Origin of the sequence: Salmonella sp. JXY0409-18 (assembly GCF_020268625.1) — a bacterium.
GTDB lineage: Bacteria > Pseudomonadota > Gammaproteobacteria > Enterobacterales > Enterobacteriaceae > Salmonella > Salmonella enterica.
Window position 1 is genome coordinate 3,803,501 of sequence record NZ_CP084216.1, and the last position, 18,656, is coordinate 3,822,156.

Below are 18,656 nucleotides of genomic sequence, written 5' to 3' on the forward strand. Positions count from 1 at the left end.
CAGATTCTCGGTTCCGTATTTCGGTTTGATAAACACCGTCAGGATTACACCTGCCCGGCTAGCCCAAAAAACTTGCGGGCCGTTAACTCATCGCGTGCGATTTGCGCTTTTAGCTCATCAAGCGACGCAAATCGCTGCTCATTACGTATCTTTTTACGCAGTATTACATCTATATGGCGACCGTAGAGGTCCATTACAACGTCCAGCAGATGCACTTCCAGTTGTTGACGCACGCCAGCCACCGTTGGACGAGTGCCAATGTTCGCTACGCCGGGTAACGGCTTATCGCCAAGCCCGGTGACTTCCACCGCATAGACCCCTTTTACCGGGGAGACCTGACGGCGCAGCGGTAAGTTCGCCGTCGGGAAGCCAATGGTACGTCCCAGCTCGTCGCCATGAACGACACGCCCGGAAATAGTAAAGGGATGTCCCAGCAGGCTTTCGGCAAGCGCCAGGTTATCTTCCGCCAGCGCCTGTCTCACTGCGGTACTACTGATACGCACGCCGCCTTCACAAAAGGTTTGGGTGCTGGAAACCGCAAAACCATACTCCGCCCCCGCCTTCTGTAATAACAAGAAATCGCCCGCGCGGCTAGCACCAAAGCGGAAATCATCGCCGACGGCAAGAAATTGCACGCCAAGTCGCTCCACCAGCAGTTCGCTGATAAACGTTTGCGCCGTCAAAGCGGCAAAGCGGCGATCGAATTTCACGCACAGCACATAGTCCACGCCGCACTGCGCAAGGTAATGCAGTTTTTCACGCAGGCGCGTCAGGCGAGCGGGCGCTTTATCCGTCGCGAACAGCTCCAGCGGCTGCGGTTCGAAAATCATGACCACCACCGGCAGACCGCGTCTGCGTCCTTCTTCCTGCAAACCCTGCAGTAGAGCGCGATGCCCCCGATGTACGCCGTCGAAATTACCAATGGTCAGCACACACCCATGCGGGGCCTGACTGAGATTATGTATGCCGCGTATCAGCTTCATGTCTGACTCAAAACAGTGAAAATCGCAAGAGTATACCTTGTACAGCGGTCAAGGTTAACCGACTATTGCCCTGAGGAAACATAAAGAAGATGCTTTTCATCGCCATGCGGCAAACTCCGCCCCAAAACCCGCCGCTTAATGCAATTTTTCTCATGGAAAGGCTGTATTCACAGCACGCAAGCTGGTAGAATCCTGCGCCATCACTACGCAACGAGTGCTGCAATTTAAACGGCGCTTATTTGCACAAATCCATTGACAAAAGAAGGCTAAAAGGGCATATTCCTCGGCCTTTGAATTGTCCATATAGAACACATTTGGGAGTTGGACCTTGGCTAATATCAAATCAGCTAAGAAGCGCGCCGTTCAGTCTGAAAAGGCTCGTAAGCACAACGCAAGCCGTCGCTCTATGATGCGTACTTTCATCAAGAAAGTATACGCAGCTATCGAAGCTGGCGACAAAGCTGCTGCACTGAAAGCATTTAACGAAATGCAACCGATCGTGGACCGTCAGGCTGCTAAAGGTCTGATCCACAAAAACAAAGCTGCACGTCATAAAGCTAACCTGACTGCACAGATCAACAAACTGGCTTAATCGCCTGCTTGTTATCAGCTTTGTAAAAAAACCCGCGTAAAGCGGGTTTTTTTATGCCTGCTATCTGGCGTTTTTCTCGTCAACCGCTGGCGCCGATCTCACTCGTTAACGCTCTTACTAACCAGCCTCTTTTTTCAGCTACTCCTCCCTTAGCCACGTCACGTAATACGTGAAAGTTATTTTCTTTCACTGTTTTCCTTTTTTTATTTCATTATTAAAAAAACTGTGACCACCTTAGCAAATAGAAACATCGCTCATTCAAAAACTAATAAACGCAATCCTGATGTAAGATTTGATAATTGATTGATGCCGTCGGGTTAACTACTTTTCATGTACACCTTACTCACTCATTTTAATCTGAGGTTAAATTCAGAAACGACATAAAAATAATATTTAAAACTTGCTTAGAAAGTAGAGGTTGTTTTTCTGGGCGTATCGTACCAATATCGGAGTTATCATTATGAGTTCTGTCATTGAGGATACCCAGCCTTCCGGGTCAGCATCATTGTCTTTACTACAGCGTATTAGCTACGGCTCTTTGGATGTGGCGGGTAATCTGCTGTACTGCTTCGGTTCAACGTACATTTTATATTTCTACACAGACGTTGCGGGCATTAGCCTTGCCGTAGCAGGCGTTATCCTGCTGCTGGCGCGTATTATCGATGGCATAGACGCCCCCATATGGGGGATCATCATCGATAAAACGCGTTCACGCTACGGTAAATGTCGTCCCTGGTTTTTATGGTTACCGCTGCCTTTTGCGGTATTCAGCGCGCTATCATTTTGGTCTCCTGATATCAGTATGACAGGAAAAGCCATCTATGCAGCAATATCTTATATGATTGCCAGCATTCTATTTACCGGACTTAATACACCACTCAGTGCAATATTACCCCTGATGACCTTATCTCCCAAGGAAAGACTGGTTTTAAATTCCTGGCGAATGACCGGTGGGCAAATTGGGGTTTTATTAATGAACGCGACCGCCTTGCCGTTAGTCGCTTTTTTAGGTAACGGTGATGATCACGCTGGTTTTATTTATACGGCAATTACATTTGCCATTATATCCTGCGCGCTAACGCTCTTTGCGTTTAAAAACATTCGTGAAATGGATACGGATAAAATACAGCATGAACCTAAGTTGCCGATGAAAAAAAGTTTCGCGGCGATGAAAGGTAACTGGCCGTGGATCCTGATGGTGCTGGCTAATCTGATCTTCTGGATTGCCCTACAGCAGCGCAACACGACCATTGTCTATTATCTGACCTACAACCTCGACCGTAAAGATCTGGTACCGCTGATTAACAGCCTGGCGACGATTCAGATCCTGTTTATCATCGCTATCCCCTTCTTTAGCAAATACCTGGCTAAAACCTGGATATGGGTAGGCGGTCTGCTGGTCGCCACGTTTGGCGGCGTCATGATGTGGCTGGCAGCGGACAACATTACTTTCCTCATCGCCGCCTGGATACTCGGCAATATCGGCAGCGGTATCGCCTGCTCAATGCCGTTTGCCATGCTGGGGTTCGCCGTCGATTTCGGCGCCTGGAAAACCGGTATTAAGGCTACCGGCATTCTTATCGCCTTCGGCAGCACCTTCTGCATCAAGATGGGTAGTGGCCTCGGCACCGCTTTCGCCGCCTGGATCATGAACAGTTTTGGCTATGTCCCCAACCATGCCCAGAGTGCTGCGGGTCTGGAGGGAATTATCTGGGCCTTTATCTGGGCACCCGCCCTACTCTTCGCGCTCGCAGCGATCCCACTACTTTTCTTTCGCAAATACGAAGCGATGGAAGAGAAGATTCGCCACGATCTGGAAACCATCAACTCATAACGTTCTTTACCTTCACCCTCGAATATGGGAGGCACCACCATGCCATTTATGCAACAAGACCCGCGTCGTCTGGTCTGGCAGCAAAACGATCGCTATTTATGGATTGAACCCTGGGGCGAGAACAGCCTGCGCGTACGCAGCGGCCGTCATCTGCCGGTAATGAGAAATGAAGACTGGGCATTGACTGAGCCAGTCGCAGAAAGTCAGTGCCACATTGATTATGAGCACCACCAGGCAACGCTGACCAACGGCAAAATTATCGCTATCGTCAATCAAAAAGGACAAGTTACCTTTTACCGCCATCCACACAAACCCCTGTTGCAGGAGTTCTGGCGCCTGCGGGGCGAAATTGGCGAGGATGAATCATCTCACGGCCAGTACGTCAGCGCACTCAACCTTGAGGGACGCGAGTTCCGCCCTATTCAGGGTGGGAAATATTCACTGAAAGCCCGCTTCGAAGCCACCGAAGGGGAAAAAATTTATGGTATGGGGCAGTATCAACAGGCCAACCTGGATCTCAAAGGATGCGTGCTTGAGCTGGCGCAACGTAACTCCCAGGCCTCAGTACCGTTTATGCTCTCCAGTCTGGGCTACGGATTTTTATGGAACAATCCGGCAGTCGGACGCGTAACCTTTGCCCAAAACGTTACCGAATGGGAAGCGCAGGTCAGCGAACAGCTGGACTACTGGATCACGGCTGGCGATACCCCGGCAGAAATTAGCCGGGCTTACGCGCTGGCTACCGGCACACCGCCGATGATGCCGGACTACGCCATGGGCTTCTGGCAGTGCAAACTCCGTTATCGCACGCAGGAAGAGCTGCTGGAGGTCGCCCGCGAATATAAGCGTCGCAATCTGCCTATCTCAGTGATCGTTATCGACTTCTTTCACTGGCCGAATCAGGGTGACTGGATGTTCGATGCGCGCGACTGGCCCGATCCTGATGCCATGATTGCCGAGCTGAAATCGCTGGGAATTGAGCTGATGGTCTCCGTCTGGCCGACGGTAGATAACCGTACCGAAAGCTATCGGGAGATGCGCGAAAACGGCTGGCTGGTACAAACGGAACGTGGCTTGCCGATCAATATGGATTTCCTCGGCAATACCACTTACTTTGATGCGACTCATCCGGGCGCGCGCGACTACGTCTGGGGCAAAGCCAAACGCAACTATTACGATAAAGGCGTGAAGCTATTCTGGTTAGATGAAGCCGAACCTGAGTTCAGCGTTTACGACTACGACAACTATCGCTACCACGCCGGGCCGGTACTGGAAGTGGGCAATATCTACCCACGTATGTACGCTAAAACCTTTTTTGACGGCATGAAAGCCGATGGCGAAGACCAGGTTATCAACCTGCTACGCTGCGCCTGGGCCGGCAGTCAGAAGTACGGCGCGCTGGTCTGGTCAGGTGATATTCACTCCTCGTTTAGATCGCTACGCAACCAGTTTGCCGCCGGACTCAATATGGGAATCGCGGGGATACCGTGGTGGACGACGGATATCGGCGGTTTTCATGGCGGTAATATTCACGATCCGAAATTCCATGAATTGCTGATTCGCTGGTTCCAGTGGGGCGTCTTTAGCCCGGTGATGCGTCTGCACGGCAACCGCGATCCGCAGATTTTACCCGCACAACCGTACCGGGATGGTATCGCCCAGTGCCCGACCGGCGCACCGAACGAAGTCTGGAGCTACGGTGAGGAAGTATGCGACGTACTGACAGGTTGCCTGGCGTTGCGAGAAAAACTCAAGCCCTATATCAAAGCGCTGATGGAGGAAACCCATAAGCACAATACGCCAGTGATGCGCCCCCTGTTCTTTGAATTCCCCGAACAGGAAACAAGTTGGGCAATCACCGACCAGTATTGTTTTGGTCCTGACCTGCTGATCGCCCCCGTCATGCATGAAGGTATGCGCGAACGTGATATCTGGCTACCGGAAGGGGAAACATGGACGGATCTTGCGACCGGTGAAAGCTATTCAGGAGGGCAAACACTGCAGTACGCTACGCCACTGAACAGAATTCCGGTGTTTATCCGCGAAGGTGGGCAGTACCGCAGCCTACTGAATTTGTAGAATGACTCCGGCTGCGGGCTAGTACCGCAGCCGGAAGTATTACGGTAGGTATGTCTACTGAAGCTTAAACAATGCCGAGTAGTCCGCATTGCAAATACGCTGCACCGCCGGATGCTGGATCATTCTTTCGGCAAAAATCGCATGATATTCTTCCATGACATTCTCCACGCGCCCAATCTCTATTACCGACTCATCGGCATAAAAATCCAGCGAATAAAGGCTCGGCGCCACAAAAATCGCATCATGCGTCGCGCCAAACGCCTTCATTAAGGCCGCGTCATCAAATTCACCGAGGATCTCAACCTGCAACCCCTGCGAATTAAACCAGTTCAACAACTTACGCCCCAGCATTGAGCGACGTCCCGGCACCAGCAACCGTCGCTCTTCCAGGCAGGCAGGGAACGCTTTTTCAGGAAGCGGATTCGTACACCAGAAACTGACGCTGCATTCGCCGATTTTGACTGAGAATAGCCCCTCCTGCTGCGTGGAATCTATCGGGCAGTCGGAGATAATCATATCCAGCTTGTGCTGGCTGAGCTGTTCGAGCAACATTTCGTGCGTCGACTCAAAGCAACGCAGATGTATGGGTTCGTCCACCACCACCGCCGCATCCAGAACGCTGCTGACCAGACGCTTGGATAAAGCATCGGCGACGCCGACATCAAACAACAGGTTTGATTCTTTGCGGTAATTGACGATATCCAGCATCTCCTGGCTTAGCGTAAACATTTTATCCGCATAGCGAAAAACCAGCTCGCCCAGTTCGCTGGGCTCAAGACCGCGTCCCTTACGTTTAAATAGCTTCCCCTGTAAACGCTCTTCCAGGGCTTTAATTTGACCAGTAATGGTTTGCGGCGTCAGAAAAAGCGCCTCTGCGGCACCCACGACAGAACCTTCTTTATAGACATGCCAGAAGTAATAAAGATGGTTGTAGTTAATATGAGACATGCTCATTTCTCTCCCTGTTCAATGTCGTAAGGGAGCGATACATCGCTCCCCCTTTCCTTCGTACTGGTTATGCCGGCGCGTTCAAACGCGCGCGCAACCAGCTATACCCCACCACTGCGGAGAGCAATGAACCAATCAAAATGCCCAATTTCGCCCAGTTAATAAGTTCCGGATCGACATTGCCAAATGCCAGGCTGGCGATAAAGATGGACATCGTAAAGCCAATGCCACACAAAATGCCGACCGCCATGATTTGCTGATAAGTGGTCCCCTGCGGCAGATGCGCCAGCTTGAAACGCAGCGCCAGCCAGCAAAACAGGCTAATCCCCAGCGGCTTACCAATCAGCAGACCGGCAATAATTCCCAGCGGCAGCATGGAGGTCAGACCGTCAATCGTGACGCCCTGAAGAGAAACGCCGGCATTCGCAAAAGCGAAGAGCGGCAGGATCAGGTACGCGACCCACGGGTGCAGAACATGCTCCAGACGCTTCGCCGGCGAGCGACCGTGTTTTTCTTTCAGCGGAATAAAGAAGCCGACAATGACGCCTGCCAGCGTCGCGTGAACGCCGGACTTCAGTACCGCCGTCCACAGCACTGCCCCGACCAGAATATATACCCCAGTCCGTCTGACGCCGCACAGGTTCAGCAGCGCCAGCACGGCAATCGCGAACGCCGCCACGCCCAGCGAGACGATAGAAAGATCGCTGGTATAAAACAGTGCGATAATAACGATGGCGCCGAGATCATCGATGATTGCCAGCGCCATCAGGAATATTTTCAGCGCCAGCGGAACCCGGCTGCCCAACAGCGCCAACACGCCCAGCGCAAAGGCGATATCCGTCGCGGCAGGAATAGCCCAGCCCTCGCGAGTGACCGGATCGGAGTAGTTAAAGGCCAGATAGAGCAATGCCGGTACAATCATCCCGCCGATGGCGGCAATCACCGGAAAAGCGGCCTGGCGCAGACTGGCTAACGAGCCTTGCATCAGTTCACGCTTAACTTCCAGACCAATCAACAGGAAAAACACGGCCATCAGCGCATCGTTGATCCACAGCAGCATGTTTTTGTTGATTTCAAGCGCCCCAACCCGTAGCTGAACCGGCGTCTCCAGAAAATCATGATACCATCCACTGGTCGCGCCCATATTGGCCATCAGCATAGCCAGCGCAGCGGCGATGATGAGAATGATGCCCCCAGAGGCATCGCTGCTAAAAAATCGGTGCAGATGTTTCACTTTTTATTCTCTCAATCAGGTGAATTCTTCGAATCTACTATCTTACCTCGCCTGACTCATCGTTAAAATTAGATTATATATGATGAATAGCTCGCTTTTTACGAAATGAAGTCCGACTTACGCCGGACTTTTTTAGTGCAGTCAGTCATTGATGATAGACCGCTACGCGTACAGATCCATTTTATACACCCGGAAACTGGTAATATCGTAGCGATAGCCTTCCCCGTTCGTTTCCGCGTTTTTGTAGTAACCTGACGTCATGGTCGCTTCAAAAAGCACGGTTTTCTCCGTAGGCGCAATCTCCTGTAAAATTAGCAGCCCCATCGCCTCGCTGCCCGCCTGCGGATCGATAATATCGCTCTCGCCAGGCTGGCAAGAGATGGCGCGGCCATTTTCATCAAACGTGCAGTCAGCAAAATGCACCACAATATTGCCATTCTGCTGGATCGCTTTCGCGCTAACGCAGCTACTGTAGCCACGCGCGCCCAGCTCCTTGCCGTATTCAAATGGCCGCATAACGGTCATCTCATTCATATTCACCACGAAATGGACAATGCGGCTGTAGTTATCCGGCGGTAACAGACTTTTGCTGTCATCACGCGAACGGTAGTTACCGTTATCAAACACCATAAACTCCACCATGCCCGGCGTATTATTGGCGATTTCAACGACGTTATGCTGGCCCCACGTCCAAAAGTCACGGTCAGCCGCGTCGATATCCTCCTGTTTGCTAAAGTCGTAAAGCGCCACACCTTCACTGTCGACCGGGGTTAAAAGATAAGGCTGATAAGCGTCGTCCCAGTCTTCATGCGTTGACAAAATAAAGCGTAGCGCTTGCGTTTGTAGATCGACGCCAAACACCGCGCTCTGATGACGCCCGGACGCAATTAACAACTGATTCGTCTCATTCACGTAGCTCTGGTTTATGTGCAGCCAGTCTTTAACCGTCGGGTCTTCTCCCGGCGCCGTACCTGAAGGACGGGAAACCCGCGTCGTATCCAGCACTTTCGCCATATCGTAGTAAGCGGTCTCCAGCCCGGTAGTCAGATCGACAACCGATACGCCGTCTTCATTGGTTTTCAAATCGTCGGGCCGACCCGAGGTATATTCAGAGGGCGCAACAATGGTATTGCTATCCCACGGCCAGATAGAATGGTGAAATTGATTATCGAGATTATAGAATGTGTGAAGACGCCCCATCATGTCGAACTCATACATATCCAGATAGGTATTTTTCGCTTCTGAAGTGGTGAGGAAATGGCCATTATCAATTCGAACAAAATTATAAGACGGATAATCCTGAGTAACGTACCAGCGCACCAGACCATTCTGATCTAATGCGTAATTATAGCGATCGAAATGCGTAATAAAATAAAACCCTGGCGCCATCTTGTCCGCATCGGTAGCAGGTTGCGTCACGTTGATAATCGGAAAACCTAATACGACCTCCGCGGAATCTACCGGCGGTAATGGCTGTGTGATGAGCGTATAGACGGCAAGCGGCGTATCTGCCTGAGAAAAGACAATACGGTTTTCAGTATCCGCTACCAGCCCCAGAACCGGCAACAGATTTGCGCCTGGCGTAAGGGTATAAAGATGTTCTATCGGCATCGCCGTTTTTGCCGCATCCTGGACCGTGACTATGATCTCAGCCGGTTCCAGACTCCAGACCCCGGCATAAGCGCTTAAAGGCGCCGTGCCGTAAGGGTCTAACAACATCAGCGCATTTTCTACCGTATTCTCTTGCGTGACCTGCGTAAGGCAATTTTCATAAATAGCAGTATGGTTAAGCACCATTTCATTATTGATATCGATACCCTGATTAATCGCCGGACGCGGCGCAGGAAGGACAACAGACGTTGCAGTTAACGTATTCATGATAAATCTCCAGTGTATTAATCTCATCGCCCCTCATGGGGACCACGAAAATTAATACTCTGGATTTTTAAGCCGTCCGAATAAAATACCGCAACAACACCTCATCACACTTTTTATTTTAGCAATTCAGTTACGTGAAGCGTTATATTCAAATTTTAGGTAATCCAGTACGGCAACAACATTGCCAGGAGACATCCGGTTAAGATGCGGCAGGAAGGGATGGTTGTGAACATAGCGAATAAACGCCGTCGCGCTATTTAACGTCGCATGGCGTAACAAACTCACCTTTTTATTTCCTGTGAGATTGCATACCGCCATCGCATAATCCCGTGTGGAAAATGTACGCCAGACGTTGTTGCGAATTCCGCCGCTCAAAAACAACCGCGGAGGGAGATCGCGCTTGGGCGGCGTAACGCCTCTTTCACGCACAAACGAAATATGGCAGCGACCCTGACGAAGATAGCTAAAATTCGCCATCATACAGCCGCCCAGAATGAAGCATTCGTGATCGAGATAATGCTGGACATTCAGGGAGCGCTCATCCGTCAACGCCTGAACCAACTCAAAATGTCGATAAGCAGGTAATACGGGTTTTACTAACATCCCCGGATCGTTTTTATATAAAATGGCGGGGCCGTAATCCACATCAAATAATACATTACGGCGCATGGTCATCGCCTCTTTTCGCTGCACCAGATGCGCCAGCGTGCCGGACGGGAGTCGTTCTTCGTAATCAGAATGATATTGATAATCCGCTTCCACCGGTTGTGCAGAGTAATTCGTTGAGATCGCGACGACCTTACCGCTCTCTTCTTCCGCCGTCACCAACACGTATAAGCTGCTGTCGCCGCCGTTAAATTTCACACGAAACGCCCGCGTGCTCATAGCGATGTCAAACGCGGGAAACACAAAATCGCGTTCCGCTTGATTAGCGCGACGGGACAGTTTTTGTAATTCGCGGCTAAAACCCGTGCTGTCTATCGCCAGCGCCGCGCGTATTTCAACTAGCGACGCTCCTTCGCCAATCAACGTGGCAAGGTTCTCTTGTCTGGCGTCGCCCCTGATAGCGGTATAGGAGATGAACGTTTTATTACACTGGCGGCAATACATACGCCGTTCACCTTTAGTGGAAAATCCATATTTTTTCAGCGACGTCCCGCCACAATGCGGACAGGACTTCACCAGACCTTTCCAGGGTTGATTCGCCGCCTGGCGAAAAAGATTAAGCGATCTGGCTGAGATAATGGGGAACAAAAAACCGCACGCTCGACAGAGAACATTTTTCCCTTGAGGTAGATAGTCTGGACTCCCCAGAATCCCCAGATTTTTGCAGCCTGGCGTTTTGCAAGCATCGACATTAATGTGAGAAAACATATTCACTCCCTGCGAATACTACCTTCAAACAAATATTGACTTTATTTCTGCAGGTGAGATGCCTTTTTCATACAGGGTTCGCATGGCACTCATCGCCGTCGCGGTATGCGAGAAAAAAGCCTGATAACCTGCACACAGATAGTTATGATTGGTTGCGCCTGACGCGGAGGGTAAAAAACGATGTTTCGGACAGCCGCCATAGCAGGCAAACTTCCATTGACAGCGATGGCACTCCTGCGCCATTGAATGCTGTTTATCGCTGCCGAACTGGCGATTTTGTTCGCCCTGATTCATTTGACGCAGCGTCTTCTGGTGGATATTCCCCAGTTTAAATTGCGGATATACGAAGTGATCGCAGTTATAAACATCGCCGTTCATTTCCATCGCAAACGCGCTGCCGCAGGTGGGAGCAAAAACGCAAACCTGCGGCGGCAGGCCGCACCAGGCCGCCAGCGTCTGTTCAAATAGCTGGATGCCGATATCGCCGATATCCTCACGGATCCAGATATCAAATACCGCATTCAGAAACTGGCCAAATTGCAGGCTATCGACCGACCACGGCGTCATCGCGATATGTTTATCCTGCGGCTGCGCCAGCCCATTTTCCCCACAGCGTTCAACTAAAGGGATAAATTGCATATAGCGACTACCAATGCTTTTCAGGTAGCGATAGACCTGAACAGGATGGTGCATATTGGTACGGTTAACCACCGTGAGGGTATTAAATTCTACGTCGTGCTGCGCCAGACAACGCACCGCATTTTCTACTTTTTCATGCGTCGGCTTTCCGGAGCGCGTCACTCGCCATTCATCGTGTAACGCGGCATCGCCATCAATAGAGACGCCAACCAGAAAATCATGCTCCCGGAAGAAGGTCGCCCAGTCGTCGTTGATCAGGATGCCGTTAGTCTGGAAGGTATTGACGATGGTTTTGCCGCCACAATAGCGCTGCTGAAATTCAACGGCTTTACGATAAAACGGGATGCCCATTAATGTGGGTTCCCCGCCCTGCCACGCAAAAATGACCTCATCAATATCCTGTGCGGCAATCTGCTGCCTGATGAAGAGTTCGAGGGTCTCTTCCGACATTTTGTAATGGTTTTTTCGATCCGGATAGAGCTTTTCTTTCTCCAGATAAAAACAGTACTTGCAGTCAAGGTTACACACCGATCCGGTTGGTTTAACCATGACCTGACAACTTTTCCCAAACATCATTACCTTCCCTGAAATAAAAGAACCTGATCCGGCACAGAGTGACCGGATCAGGTGGGCATCGCCCTAAGTGGCATACTTAATTTTTTATAATTATTCCATTAGCCCCAGGTGACAGGCGTCGGCTTATCGCCACGGGCTTTCATCAGAGAATCGTTATCAATATCCTTTTTATACTTCAGGAACTTACCGTAGAGCTGTTTCTCAATCTGCGGCTGTTTACCAATTTGATTGAGCGTCTCGAAACGATCGGTTTTCAGGTTATAGAGATATTTAGGTTTATTCTGGCGATCGATGATCATCTTCCAGTCGCCGTCGCGGATCGCCCACTCATCCGTCGGATCATCCTGGAACGGCATATCGATACCGAAGATCAGCGGTTTCTGGCGTTTTAAAGTCTTGTCCTTCAGGAGCGGAACTAAAGACTGACCGTCGTAGGTACGATCGGTCGGAAGTTTAAAGTCCATCATGTTGGCCAGCGTCGGCAGCCAGTCAAGACCATATACCGGCGTGTCCGTTACCATCCCCTGTGGAATGTGCTTGCCGTATTTGATGATTGCCGGTACGCGAATGCCGCCTTCCCACAGGTTGTCTTTACGCCCGCGCAGACCGTCGGTTTCCCCGGCCAGGTTCAGCTCGTATACCTTACGCGCTTCACGCGTGACAGGGCCGTTGTCGCTGGTAAAGATGACGATGGTGTTATCTTCCTCGCCCATCGCCTTAATTTTATCCAGCACTTTACCGACCTGCTCATCCATGTAGCTGATATTGGCGTAATATTCGCCGGTGCCGCGCCACGGTTTGTCTGCCCAGTCGCCGTAGAACAGATCCGGATGCTGCTTCTGGTAGTCGGTCATGTACTGCGAATACATATCAAGGTATTTTTTCGGCGACGCCAGCGGGCTATGGACTTCGGTAAAGGCGACATATAAGAAGAACGGATTATCGTCTTTCTTATTATCCAGCCAGTTCACCACTTCAGAGCTCACAAACTCGCCGCTCATCTTATCTGCGCGGCCAATATGTTGGCCATTACGAATCCACCCCGTAGGATGCACCACGCCATAGCGCGGGCGCTCCTTGGCGTTGTCCAACGTAGCATCGGTGACAAATCCCGCCGGATTAACCAACGTATAGTCAAAGCCCATGTCTTTCGCCTGCGGCTGATCGGTGCGATCGCCGCCCGCATTCAGGTGTAATTTCCCCATCATCGCCGTATCGTAGCCCTGCTGTTTTAGCAGGTTGGCGATAGTCAGTTCATTACGCCCCAGCGCAACATCTTTGCCTTCCGGTATCCAGGAACGGATTCCGGTACGGAACGGCATACGGCCGGTTAACAGGCCCGCGCGGGAAGGAGAACACAGAGGCGCTGGCGCATAATAGTCGGTAAACTTCACCCCCTCCTGCGCCAATTTGTCTATGTTAGGTGTTTTAACGATGCGGTGCCCGTAGGTGGCGAGATCGCCATACCCTAAATCATCTGCCAGAATAATGACTAAGTTAGGACGCTTTGCGGTTGCCGCTTGCGCGGTTGATAATACGCTTCCAGCGCATAGCGCCAACCCTATCATACTGGCAACGACTGATCTTTTCATTTCAACTCCTTTGAGTTATCGCACGGTCTGATTACGATATATTTGCCGATAGACCCGGCTGCGGAATACAGCCTGAATTAATTGCACTATATATATTCGATTTGTCTTATATTTCTTCCATTAACATCGTTTTATCGCAAAAAATTATTCACATGCATTATAATATTAATACCATAAATATATTTCGTGCTAAAGAAAACACGCCTGAAGCAGTCTATAAAAAAAGAAATCGCGAACGGGTGATGCAGATCTCAAATATGGCCCATATGTCAGAACCGCTATTGTGATGTCAATATATGTTGCTGTTTGAACGGTAACACCCTCATTTACTGGCAGTAAGTTGTCTTTTCGAGAGATTATTCCCATTCGAAGTTTCATTAATTTCATGCTATCCGGTGTGACTTTTACAACAGAGACATAAACTATAAATCAAATAGTTATCTCGTAATAAACAACATTATCTGACACAAATATTTGGCGATTATATGTCGCTGATATTTTTGAGACATCTATCACCTACGTATAAAAAGACACTCCTTAGAATTCGCTTCTTTACACAACATTTCACTGTGTTTTTACCTCATGGAGTTGAGCATGAAAAATAAGAAATATATTAATAGTCTACTCGCCGCATGTGTTCTTTTCTCTTGCTTTAATAGCCAGGCAGCGGAATTGAAACGCGTATACGGTAAACTTAGCTTCGGATATGGCGACTGGAATAAAGGCTTTGTCAATGTCGATCGCGGCGAAGTGTGGAAAGCGGTAGCCGATTTCGGCGCCGTGTTTGACAGGGGCGAATTTGCATCATTTTATGAAATGAACGTGCTCAACCATCCTGTAGAAGGCCGTAACCATGTTACCCAATTTCTGGGACATTATAGGGTAGTAGAAGGCTCTAACTTTACCGCAATGATGAAACTCTATATGTCGATGGAGAATAAATTCGGTGATGAATTAAACATGATGTACGGGGTAGGTTATCTGGGTTTAACCAGCCCATCAGGCTTTATTAAGCCCTATTTCGCTGTTCATAACTTATCGAACGATTATACCTCTAAAAAGTATGGACAGGCGACAGGCTTTAACGGTTATGTTCTCGGTTGGGTCGCGGCTTATAACTTCGATATGTTTAATGAAAAGTTCGTCATTTCAAACTGGAACGAAGTTGAAATGGATCGTAATGATGCCTACGCCGAACAGCAGGGTGGGAAGACCGGCCTGAACGGCGCGGTAACGTTTACATGGAAATTTATGCCGCGATGGACCGCCTCCGTCTCTTACCGTTACTTCAATAATAAATTGGGGTATGACGGCTACGGCGACCGTATGAATTACCTGATCGGCTTCGAGTTTTAATAATCAATAAACTTGATGAATATTACTTAAATTCCCCCGTTTGTAGTCGTGGATGACACGACTACAGGCATTGTTTTTCTTTAATGTAGCGTAAATGGATGGTTTATATGAACAAAAAGTTTTCGATATCCCTACTGTCGCTGTGCATTGGTTTGTCTTCAGCCATTTCCTTTTCAGCCGATGCACGTGACATCACAATTTATTATACAAACGATTTACATGCCCATGTAACCCCGGAAATTATCCCCTATGTATCCAAGACACGTCCGGTAGGGGGCTTTGCGCCCATCTCGAAAATTGTCAAAGATGCAAAAGCGAAAGAGAAAGATGTCTTTTTCTTTGATGCTGGCGACTATTTCACCGGACCTTTTATCAGTACGCTGACCAAAGGCGAGGCTATTATTGATATTTTAAATACCATGCCTTACGACGCCGTCTCTGTCGGTAACCATGAATTTGACCATGGCCATGAGAATCTGGTTAAACAACTCAGCAAATTGCAATTCCCGGTATTGTTGGATAATGTTTTTTACAGCGGCACAGATACGCCATTAATTAAAGAACCGTATACCATCGTGGAAAAAGATGGATTCAAGATCGGCGTCATCGGTATGCACGGCGTTTCCGCATTCTATGAAGCGATTGCCGCAGGCGTGCGTGAAGGCGTTGACTGCCGCGATCCGATTCCTTATGTGAAAAAACAGCTGGAAGAGTTAAAAGGGAAAGTTGACCTGACCGTGCTGCTCGCCCACGAAGGCGTGCCGGGTATGCAGTCCAGCGCGGGCGAGGCTGATGTCGCACGCGCGCTGAAAACCGACGTTGATATGGCGAAATCGCTGGAAGGCTATGGACTTAACGTCCTGATTACCGGCCATGCGCATAAAGGTACGCCAGAACCGATTAAAGTGGGCGATACCCTTGTCGTTTCCACGGATGCGTACACCATCGAATTAGGTAAACTGGTGCTTGACTGGAACCCGGAAACCAAAAAAGTGGACAGCTACAATGGTAAGTTGATCACCATGTATGCGGATACTTATAAGCCAGATCCGGTCACGCAGGCCAAAATTGACGAATGGGATAACAAGGTTAAGAAAATTACCGATGAGGTGGTCGCGCACTCTCCGGAAGTGCTAACCCGTTCTTACGGTGAATCAGCGCCAACCGGCAACTTAATCACCGACGCCCTGATGGCTACCGTTCCTGGCGCCGACGCCGCCTTCTATAACGCTGGCGGTATCCGTACCGAATTGCCTAAAGGTAATATCACCTATGGTGATGTGCTGAGTATGTATCCGTTCACCAACGATGTCATGAGCATGGAAATCAGCGGTAAAGACCTGAAATCCATCATGTCACACGCTGCCGATCTGAAAAACGGTATGCTGCACGTATCGAAAACCGTCCAGTTTAAATATGACAGCACCAAACCGCTGGGCCAGCGTATTGTTGAATTTGATATCAAAGGCAAACCGGTAGAAGACAATAAACTCTATACCGTCGCGCTGGATTCCTTTATCGGTAAAGGTGGTGGCGGATTTACCTTCACTAAAGGTAAAAATATCAAATATATAGGGATACAAACCGCACCAGCGTTGGTTAACTATATGAAGCAGGTTAACAATATTCAACCTGACCACACCATGCGCGTGGATGATATTAGCAAATAAGCCATAATGTTATGCGGTCGATAACCGGCCGCATAACATACTTAGTTATGCAAACAGCGGCATTTTGTATACCCGAAATGCAGAAATATCATAACGATAATTCGTGCCATTCGTCTCTTCGTTCTTGAAATAGCCCGACGTCACCATCGCTTCGAATAAAACCTCTTTCGTCTCTTTATTGATTTCTTGTAATACCAGTCGGCCTAACGCCTGTTGCCCTTCATCCGGATCGACAAGATCGCTGGAACCTGGTTGCGCGGTAATGGTATGTTCAAACTCATCAACCGTCGTCGCGCCGAAGTGAATAACCAGGTGACCATTAGTCAATAAATGCTTAGCGCTCACAAAACTGCTATAGCCCCGGTTCCCGACTTCCGTTTTACCATATTCATACGGACGCGTTACGGTCATCGTGTTTAGGTTTATTTTAAACTGCACCACCCGGCTGAAGTTATCGAGCGGCAACAGACTTTTCGCATCTTCGCGTGAACGATAGTTACCATTATCAAAGACCATAAACTCCAGGATACCAGGCTCATCATTTGGAATTTCAACAATGTTATGCTGCCCCCAGGTCCAGAAATTCTTATCTGCCGCATCAATCCCTCCCGGCGAGGTAAGATCATACAGCGGGACGCCATCATCATCGACAGGGGTTAATAAGTATTGCCTGAATTCGTCAGACCAATCCTCATGGTTCGCCATAATAAAGCGCAGTTCGCCGGAATCCACATTTACGCCAAAAATCGCGCTCTGATGTCGACCGGAACAGATCAGCAAATTGTTGGGTTCATTAATATAGCTTTGGTTGATATGCAGCCAGTCATCCATTGATACGTCCTGACCTGGCGCGCTTCCGGAAGGACGCGGCGATCTGGAATAATCCATCACATACAGCATATCGTAATAGGCGACTTCAAGTCCGGTAGATAAGTTAATAATAGAAACGCCATCTTTCCCGGTTGAGTAACCATCTGGCCGTCCATTGCTATATTCTGAAGGCGCAATCGCCAGATTGTTCTCAATGGGAAGAATGGAGTGATGGAACTCATTGTCGAGAAGATAAACCGTATAAACCCGTCCCATAATGTCAAATTCATACATATTCAGACAATGGTTTATTCCCTGTGACGTCGCCAGGAAATGGCCATTATCCATTCTGACAAAATTATAAGAAGGGATTTCCTGACTTACATACCACCGGACAATCCCGTTATGATCAAAAGCCAGATTATACCGATCAAAATAAGTGGAGAAATAAAGCCCTTCCTCCATCAGCGAGGCCTGCTGCGCAGGACAGGAGACGCTAATAATAGGGAAACCGAGGCTCACGTTAGCCGAATCCGTGGGCGGTAATGCGTCTGTCATTACTGTATATTGCCCGACAATTTGCGAGGCAAGGCGTAGGGTAATCTGATTATTCACCGCGGATACCATCCCACACACAGGAATAAGGTTAGCGCCCGGATGTACATCATATTGATAACGCACTGCCTCTGTCGTCGCTTCGCTATCAACAACATTGATCTCAAGCGCGGCAGCTTCATCAATCCAAATCCCCAGATAGAGACTCAACGGGGCGGTCCCGTAGGGATTTACGGTGACAATGGCCTTGTCACAGGTATTAGATTGCGTGATCTCCGCTAATCGTTGTTCATATATGGCGTTATGGTTTAACACCAATGCGTTATTGGTATCGATTTTCTGGTTAATCGGCTCACGCGGTGCGGGCAAGTTAACCATTGACGAACTTTTCTTATTCATACGTTTCTCCTTATTAATTCAGATATAGACAACGAGCGGCCACAACATGCCAGCCCGTTGCTTAGCAAATAACCCTACGTCAACAAGAGAAATCGGTTTAATAATTTAAAATAAAACATTCATAAAATAACACCCAG

14 protein-coding genes are annotated in these 18,656 nt (G+C 49.2%); 5 read left to right on the forward strand and 9 right to left on the reverse strand.

Features of this window, described 5'->3' with window-relative positions:
* Positions 1–44: 44 nt before the first annotated feature.
* Together ribF and LDB27_RS18525 are read right to left on the reverse strand one after the other, a co-directional pair.
* Positions 45–983 carry a bifunctional riboflavin kinase/FAD synthetase gene (gene ribF / locus LDB27_RS18520; protein WP_000767311.1) on the reverse strand — a complete coding sequence of 313 codons (939 nt, stop codon included), beginning with the start codon at positions 981–983 and terminating at the stop codon, positions 45–47.
* Between the two features lie 7 nt (positions 984–990).
* Positions 991–1,206 (reverse strand): DUF2575 family protein, encoded by a 216-nt coding sequence (locus tag LDB27_RS18525; RefSeq protein ID WP_001538903.1) that lies wholly within the window; start codon positions 1,204–1,206, stop codon positions 991–993.
* 105 nt (positions 1,207–1,311) lie between these two features.
* Between LDB27_RS18525 and rpsT the strand changes: the two genes are divergently transcribed.
* From rpsT to LDB27_RS18540, 3 genes are all read left to right on the forward strand, one after another.
* Positions 1,312–1,575: a 30S ribosomal protein S20 gene (gene rpsT, locus LDB27_RS18530; RefSeq protein ID WP_001518655.1), complete on the forward strand. Its 264-nt coding sequence runs from the start codon at positions 1,312–1,314 to the stop codon at positions 1,573–1,575.
* A 460-nt stretch (positions 1,576–2,035) separates the two neighbouring features.
* The gene (locus tag LDB27_RS18535; RefSeq protein ID WP_000099988.1) at positions 2,036–3,409 is read left to right on the forward strand and encodes an MFS transporter; all 1,374 of its coding nucleotides are present in this window, start codon (positions 2,036–2,038) and stop codon (positions 3,407–3,409) included.
* A gap of 39 nt (positions 3,410–3,448) precedes the next feature.
* Positions 3,449–5,488 (forward strand): TIM-barrel domain-containing protein, encoded by a 2,040-nt coding sequence (locus LDB27_RS18540; RefSeq protein WP_001116451.1) that lies wholly within the window; start codon positions 3,449–3,451, stop codon positions 5,486–5,488.
* Between the two features lie 54 nt (positions 5,489–5,542).
* Here the strand turns inward: LDB27_RS18540 and nhaR are convergent, their stop codons facing one another.
* The 6 genes from nhaR to LDB27_RS18570 all read right to left on the reverse strand — a co-directional run bounded on the left by nhaR (position 5,543) and on the right by LDB27_RS18570 (position 13,729).
* A complete protein-coding gene (nhaR, locus tag LDB27_RS18545) occupies positions 5,543–6,442 on the reverse strand; it encodes a transcriptional activator NhaR (RefSeq protein ID WP_000062872.1) in 900 nt (299 codons plus the stop codon).
* A 61-nt stretch (positions 6,443–6,503) separates the two neighbouring features.
* A complete protein-coding gene (gene nhaA, locus LDB27_RS18550; protein WP_000681340.1) occupies positions 6,504–7,670 on the reverse strand; it encodes a Na+/H+ antiporter NhaA in 1,167 nt (388 codons plus the stop codon).
* Between the two features lie 162 nt (positions 7,671–7,832).
* Positions 7,833–9,548 carry an aryl-sulfate sulfotransferase gene (locus LDB27_RS18555; RefSeq protein ID WP_023231151.1) on the reverse strand — a complete coding sequence of 572 codons (1,716 nt, stop codon included), beginning with the start codon at positions 9,546–9,548 and terminating at the stop codon, positions 7,833–7,835.
* A gap of 126 nt (positions 9,549–9,674) precedes the next feature.
* The gene (locus LDB27_RS18560) at positions 9,675–10,928 is read right to left on the reverse strand and encodes a hypothetical protein (protein ID WP_001055827.1); all 1,254 of its coding nucleotides are present in this window, start codon (positions 10,926–10,928) and stop codon (positions 9,675–9,677) included.
* Positions 10,929–10,946: 18 nt separating this feature from the next.
* The gene (locus LDB27_RS18565) at positions 10,947–12,137 is read right to left on the reverse strand and encodes an anaerobic sulfatase maturase (protein ID WP_023231150.1); all 1,191 of its coding nucleotides are present in this window, start codon (positions 12,135–12,137) and stop codon (positions 10,947–10,949) included.
* A gap of 98 nt (positions 12,138–12,235) precedes the next feature.
* The gene (locus LDB27_RS18570) at positions 12,236–13,729 is read right to left on the reverse strand and encodes a sulfatase (RefSeq protein ID WP_000831252.1); all 1,494 of its coding nucleotides are present in this window, start codon (positions 13,727–13,729) and stop codon (positions 12,236–12,238) included.
* A gap of 594 nt (positions 13,730–14,323) precedes the next feature.
* Between LDB27_RS18570 and LDB27_RS18575 the strand changes: the two genes are divergently transcribed.
* Both LDB27_RS18575 and LDB27_RS18580 read left to right on the forward strand, forming a co-directional pair.
* A complete protein-coding gene (locus LDB27_RS18575) occupies positions 14,324–15,085 on the forward strand; it encodes an outer membrane protein OmpK (protein ID WP_000791536.1) in 762 nt (253 codons plus the stop codon).
* 98 nt (positions 15,086–15,183) lie between these two features.
* Positions 15,184–16,755, forward strand: coding sequence for a bifunctional metallophosphatase/5'-nucleotidase (locus LDB27_RS18580; protein WP_000262864.1), 1,572 nt, complete (start codon positions 15,184–15,186; stop codon positions 16,753–16,755).
* A gap of 45 nt (positions 16,756–16,800) precedes the next feature.
* On the opposite strand, the gene LDB27_RS18585 is transcribed toward LDB27_RS18580, so the two are convergent.
* On the reverse strand, positions 16,801–18,519 hold the full coding sequence (locus LDB27_RS18585; protein ID WP_001036504.1) for an aryl-sulfate sulfotransferase: 1,719 nt from the start codon (positions 18,517–18,519) through the stop codon (positions 16,801–16,803).
* Between the last annotated feature and the right edge of the window lie 137 nt (positions 18,520–18,656).

Excerpts from the sequence above, each read along its gene's own strand:
- ribF (WP_000767311.1), bottom strand. The coding sequence starts at position 983 with ATGAAGCTGATACGCGGCATACATAATCTCAGTCAGGCCCCGCATGGG.
- LDB27_RS18535 (WP_000099988.1), top strand. The coding sequence starts at position 2,036 with ATGAGTTCTGTCATTGAGGATACCCAGCCTTCCGGGTCAGCATCATTG.
- LDB27_RS18540 (WP_001116451.1), top strand. The coding sequence starts at position 3,449 with ATGCCATTTATGCAACAAGACCCGCGTCGTCTGGTCTGGCAGCAAAAC.
- nhaR (WP_000062872.1), bottom strand. The coding sequence starts at position 6,442 with ATGAGCATGTCTCATATTAACTACAACCATCTTTATTACTTCTGGCAT.
- LDB27_RS18555 (WP_023231151.1), bottom strand. The coding sequence starts at position 9,548 with ATGAATACGTTAACTGCAACGTCTGTTGTCCTTCCTGCGCCGCGTCCG.
- LDB27_RS18565 (WP_023231150.1), bottom strand. The coding sequence starts at position 12,137 with ATGATGTTTGGGAAAAGTTGTCAGGTCATGGTTAAACCAACCGGATCG.
- LDB27_RS18570 (WP_000831252.1), bottom strand. The coding sequence starts at position 13,729 with ATGAAAAGATCAGTCGTTGCCAGTATGATAGGGTTGGCGCTATGCGCT.
- LDB27_RS18575 (WP_000791536.1), top strand. The coding sequence starts at position 14,324 with ATGAAAAATAAGAAATATATTAATAGTCTACTCGCCGCATGTGTTCTT.
- LDB27_RS18580 (WP_000262864.1), top strand. The coding sequence starts at position 15,184 with ATGGTTTATATGAACAAAAAGTTTTCGATATCCCTACTGTCGCTGTGC.
- LDB27_RS18585 (WP_001036504.1), bottom strand. The coding sequence starts at position 18,519 with ATGAATAAGAAAAGTTCGTCAATGGTTAACTTGCCCGCACCGCGTGAG.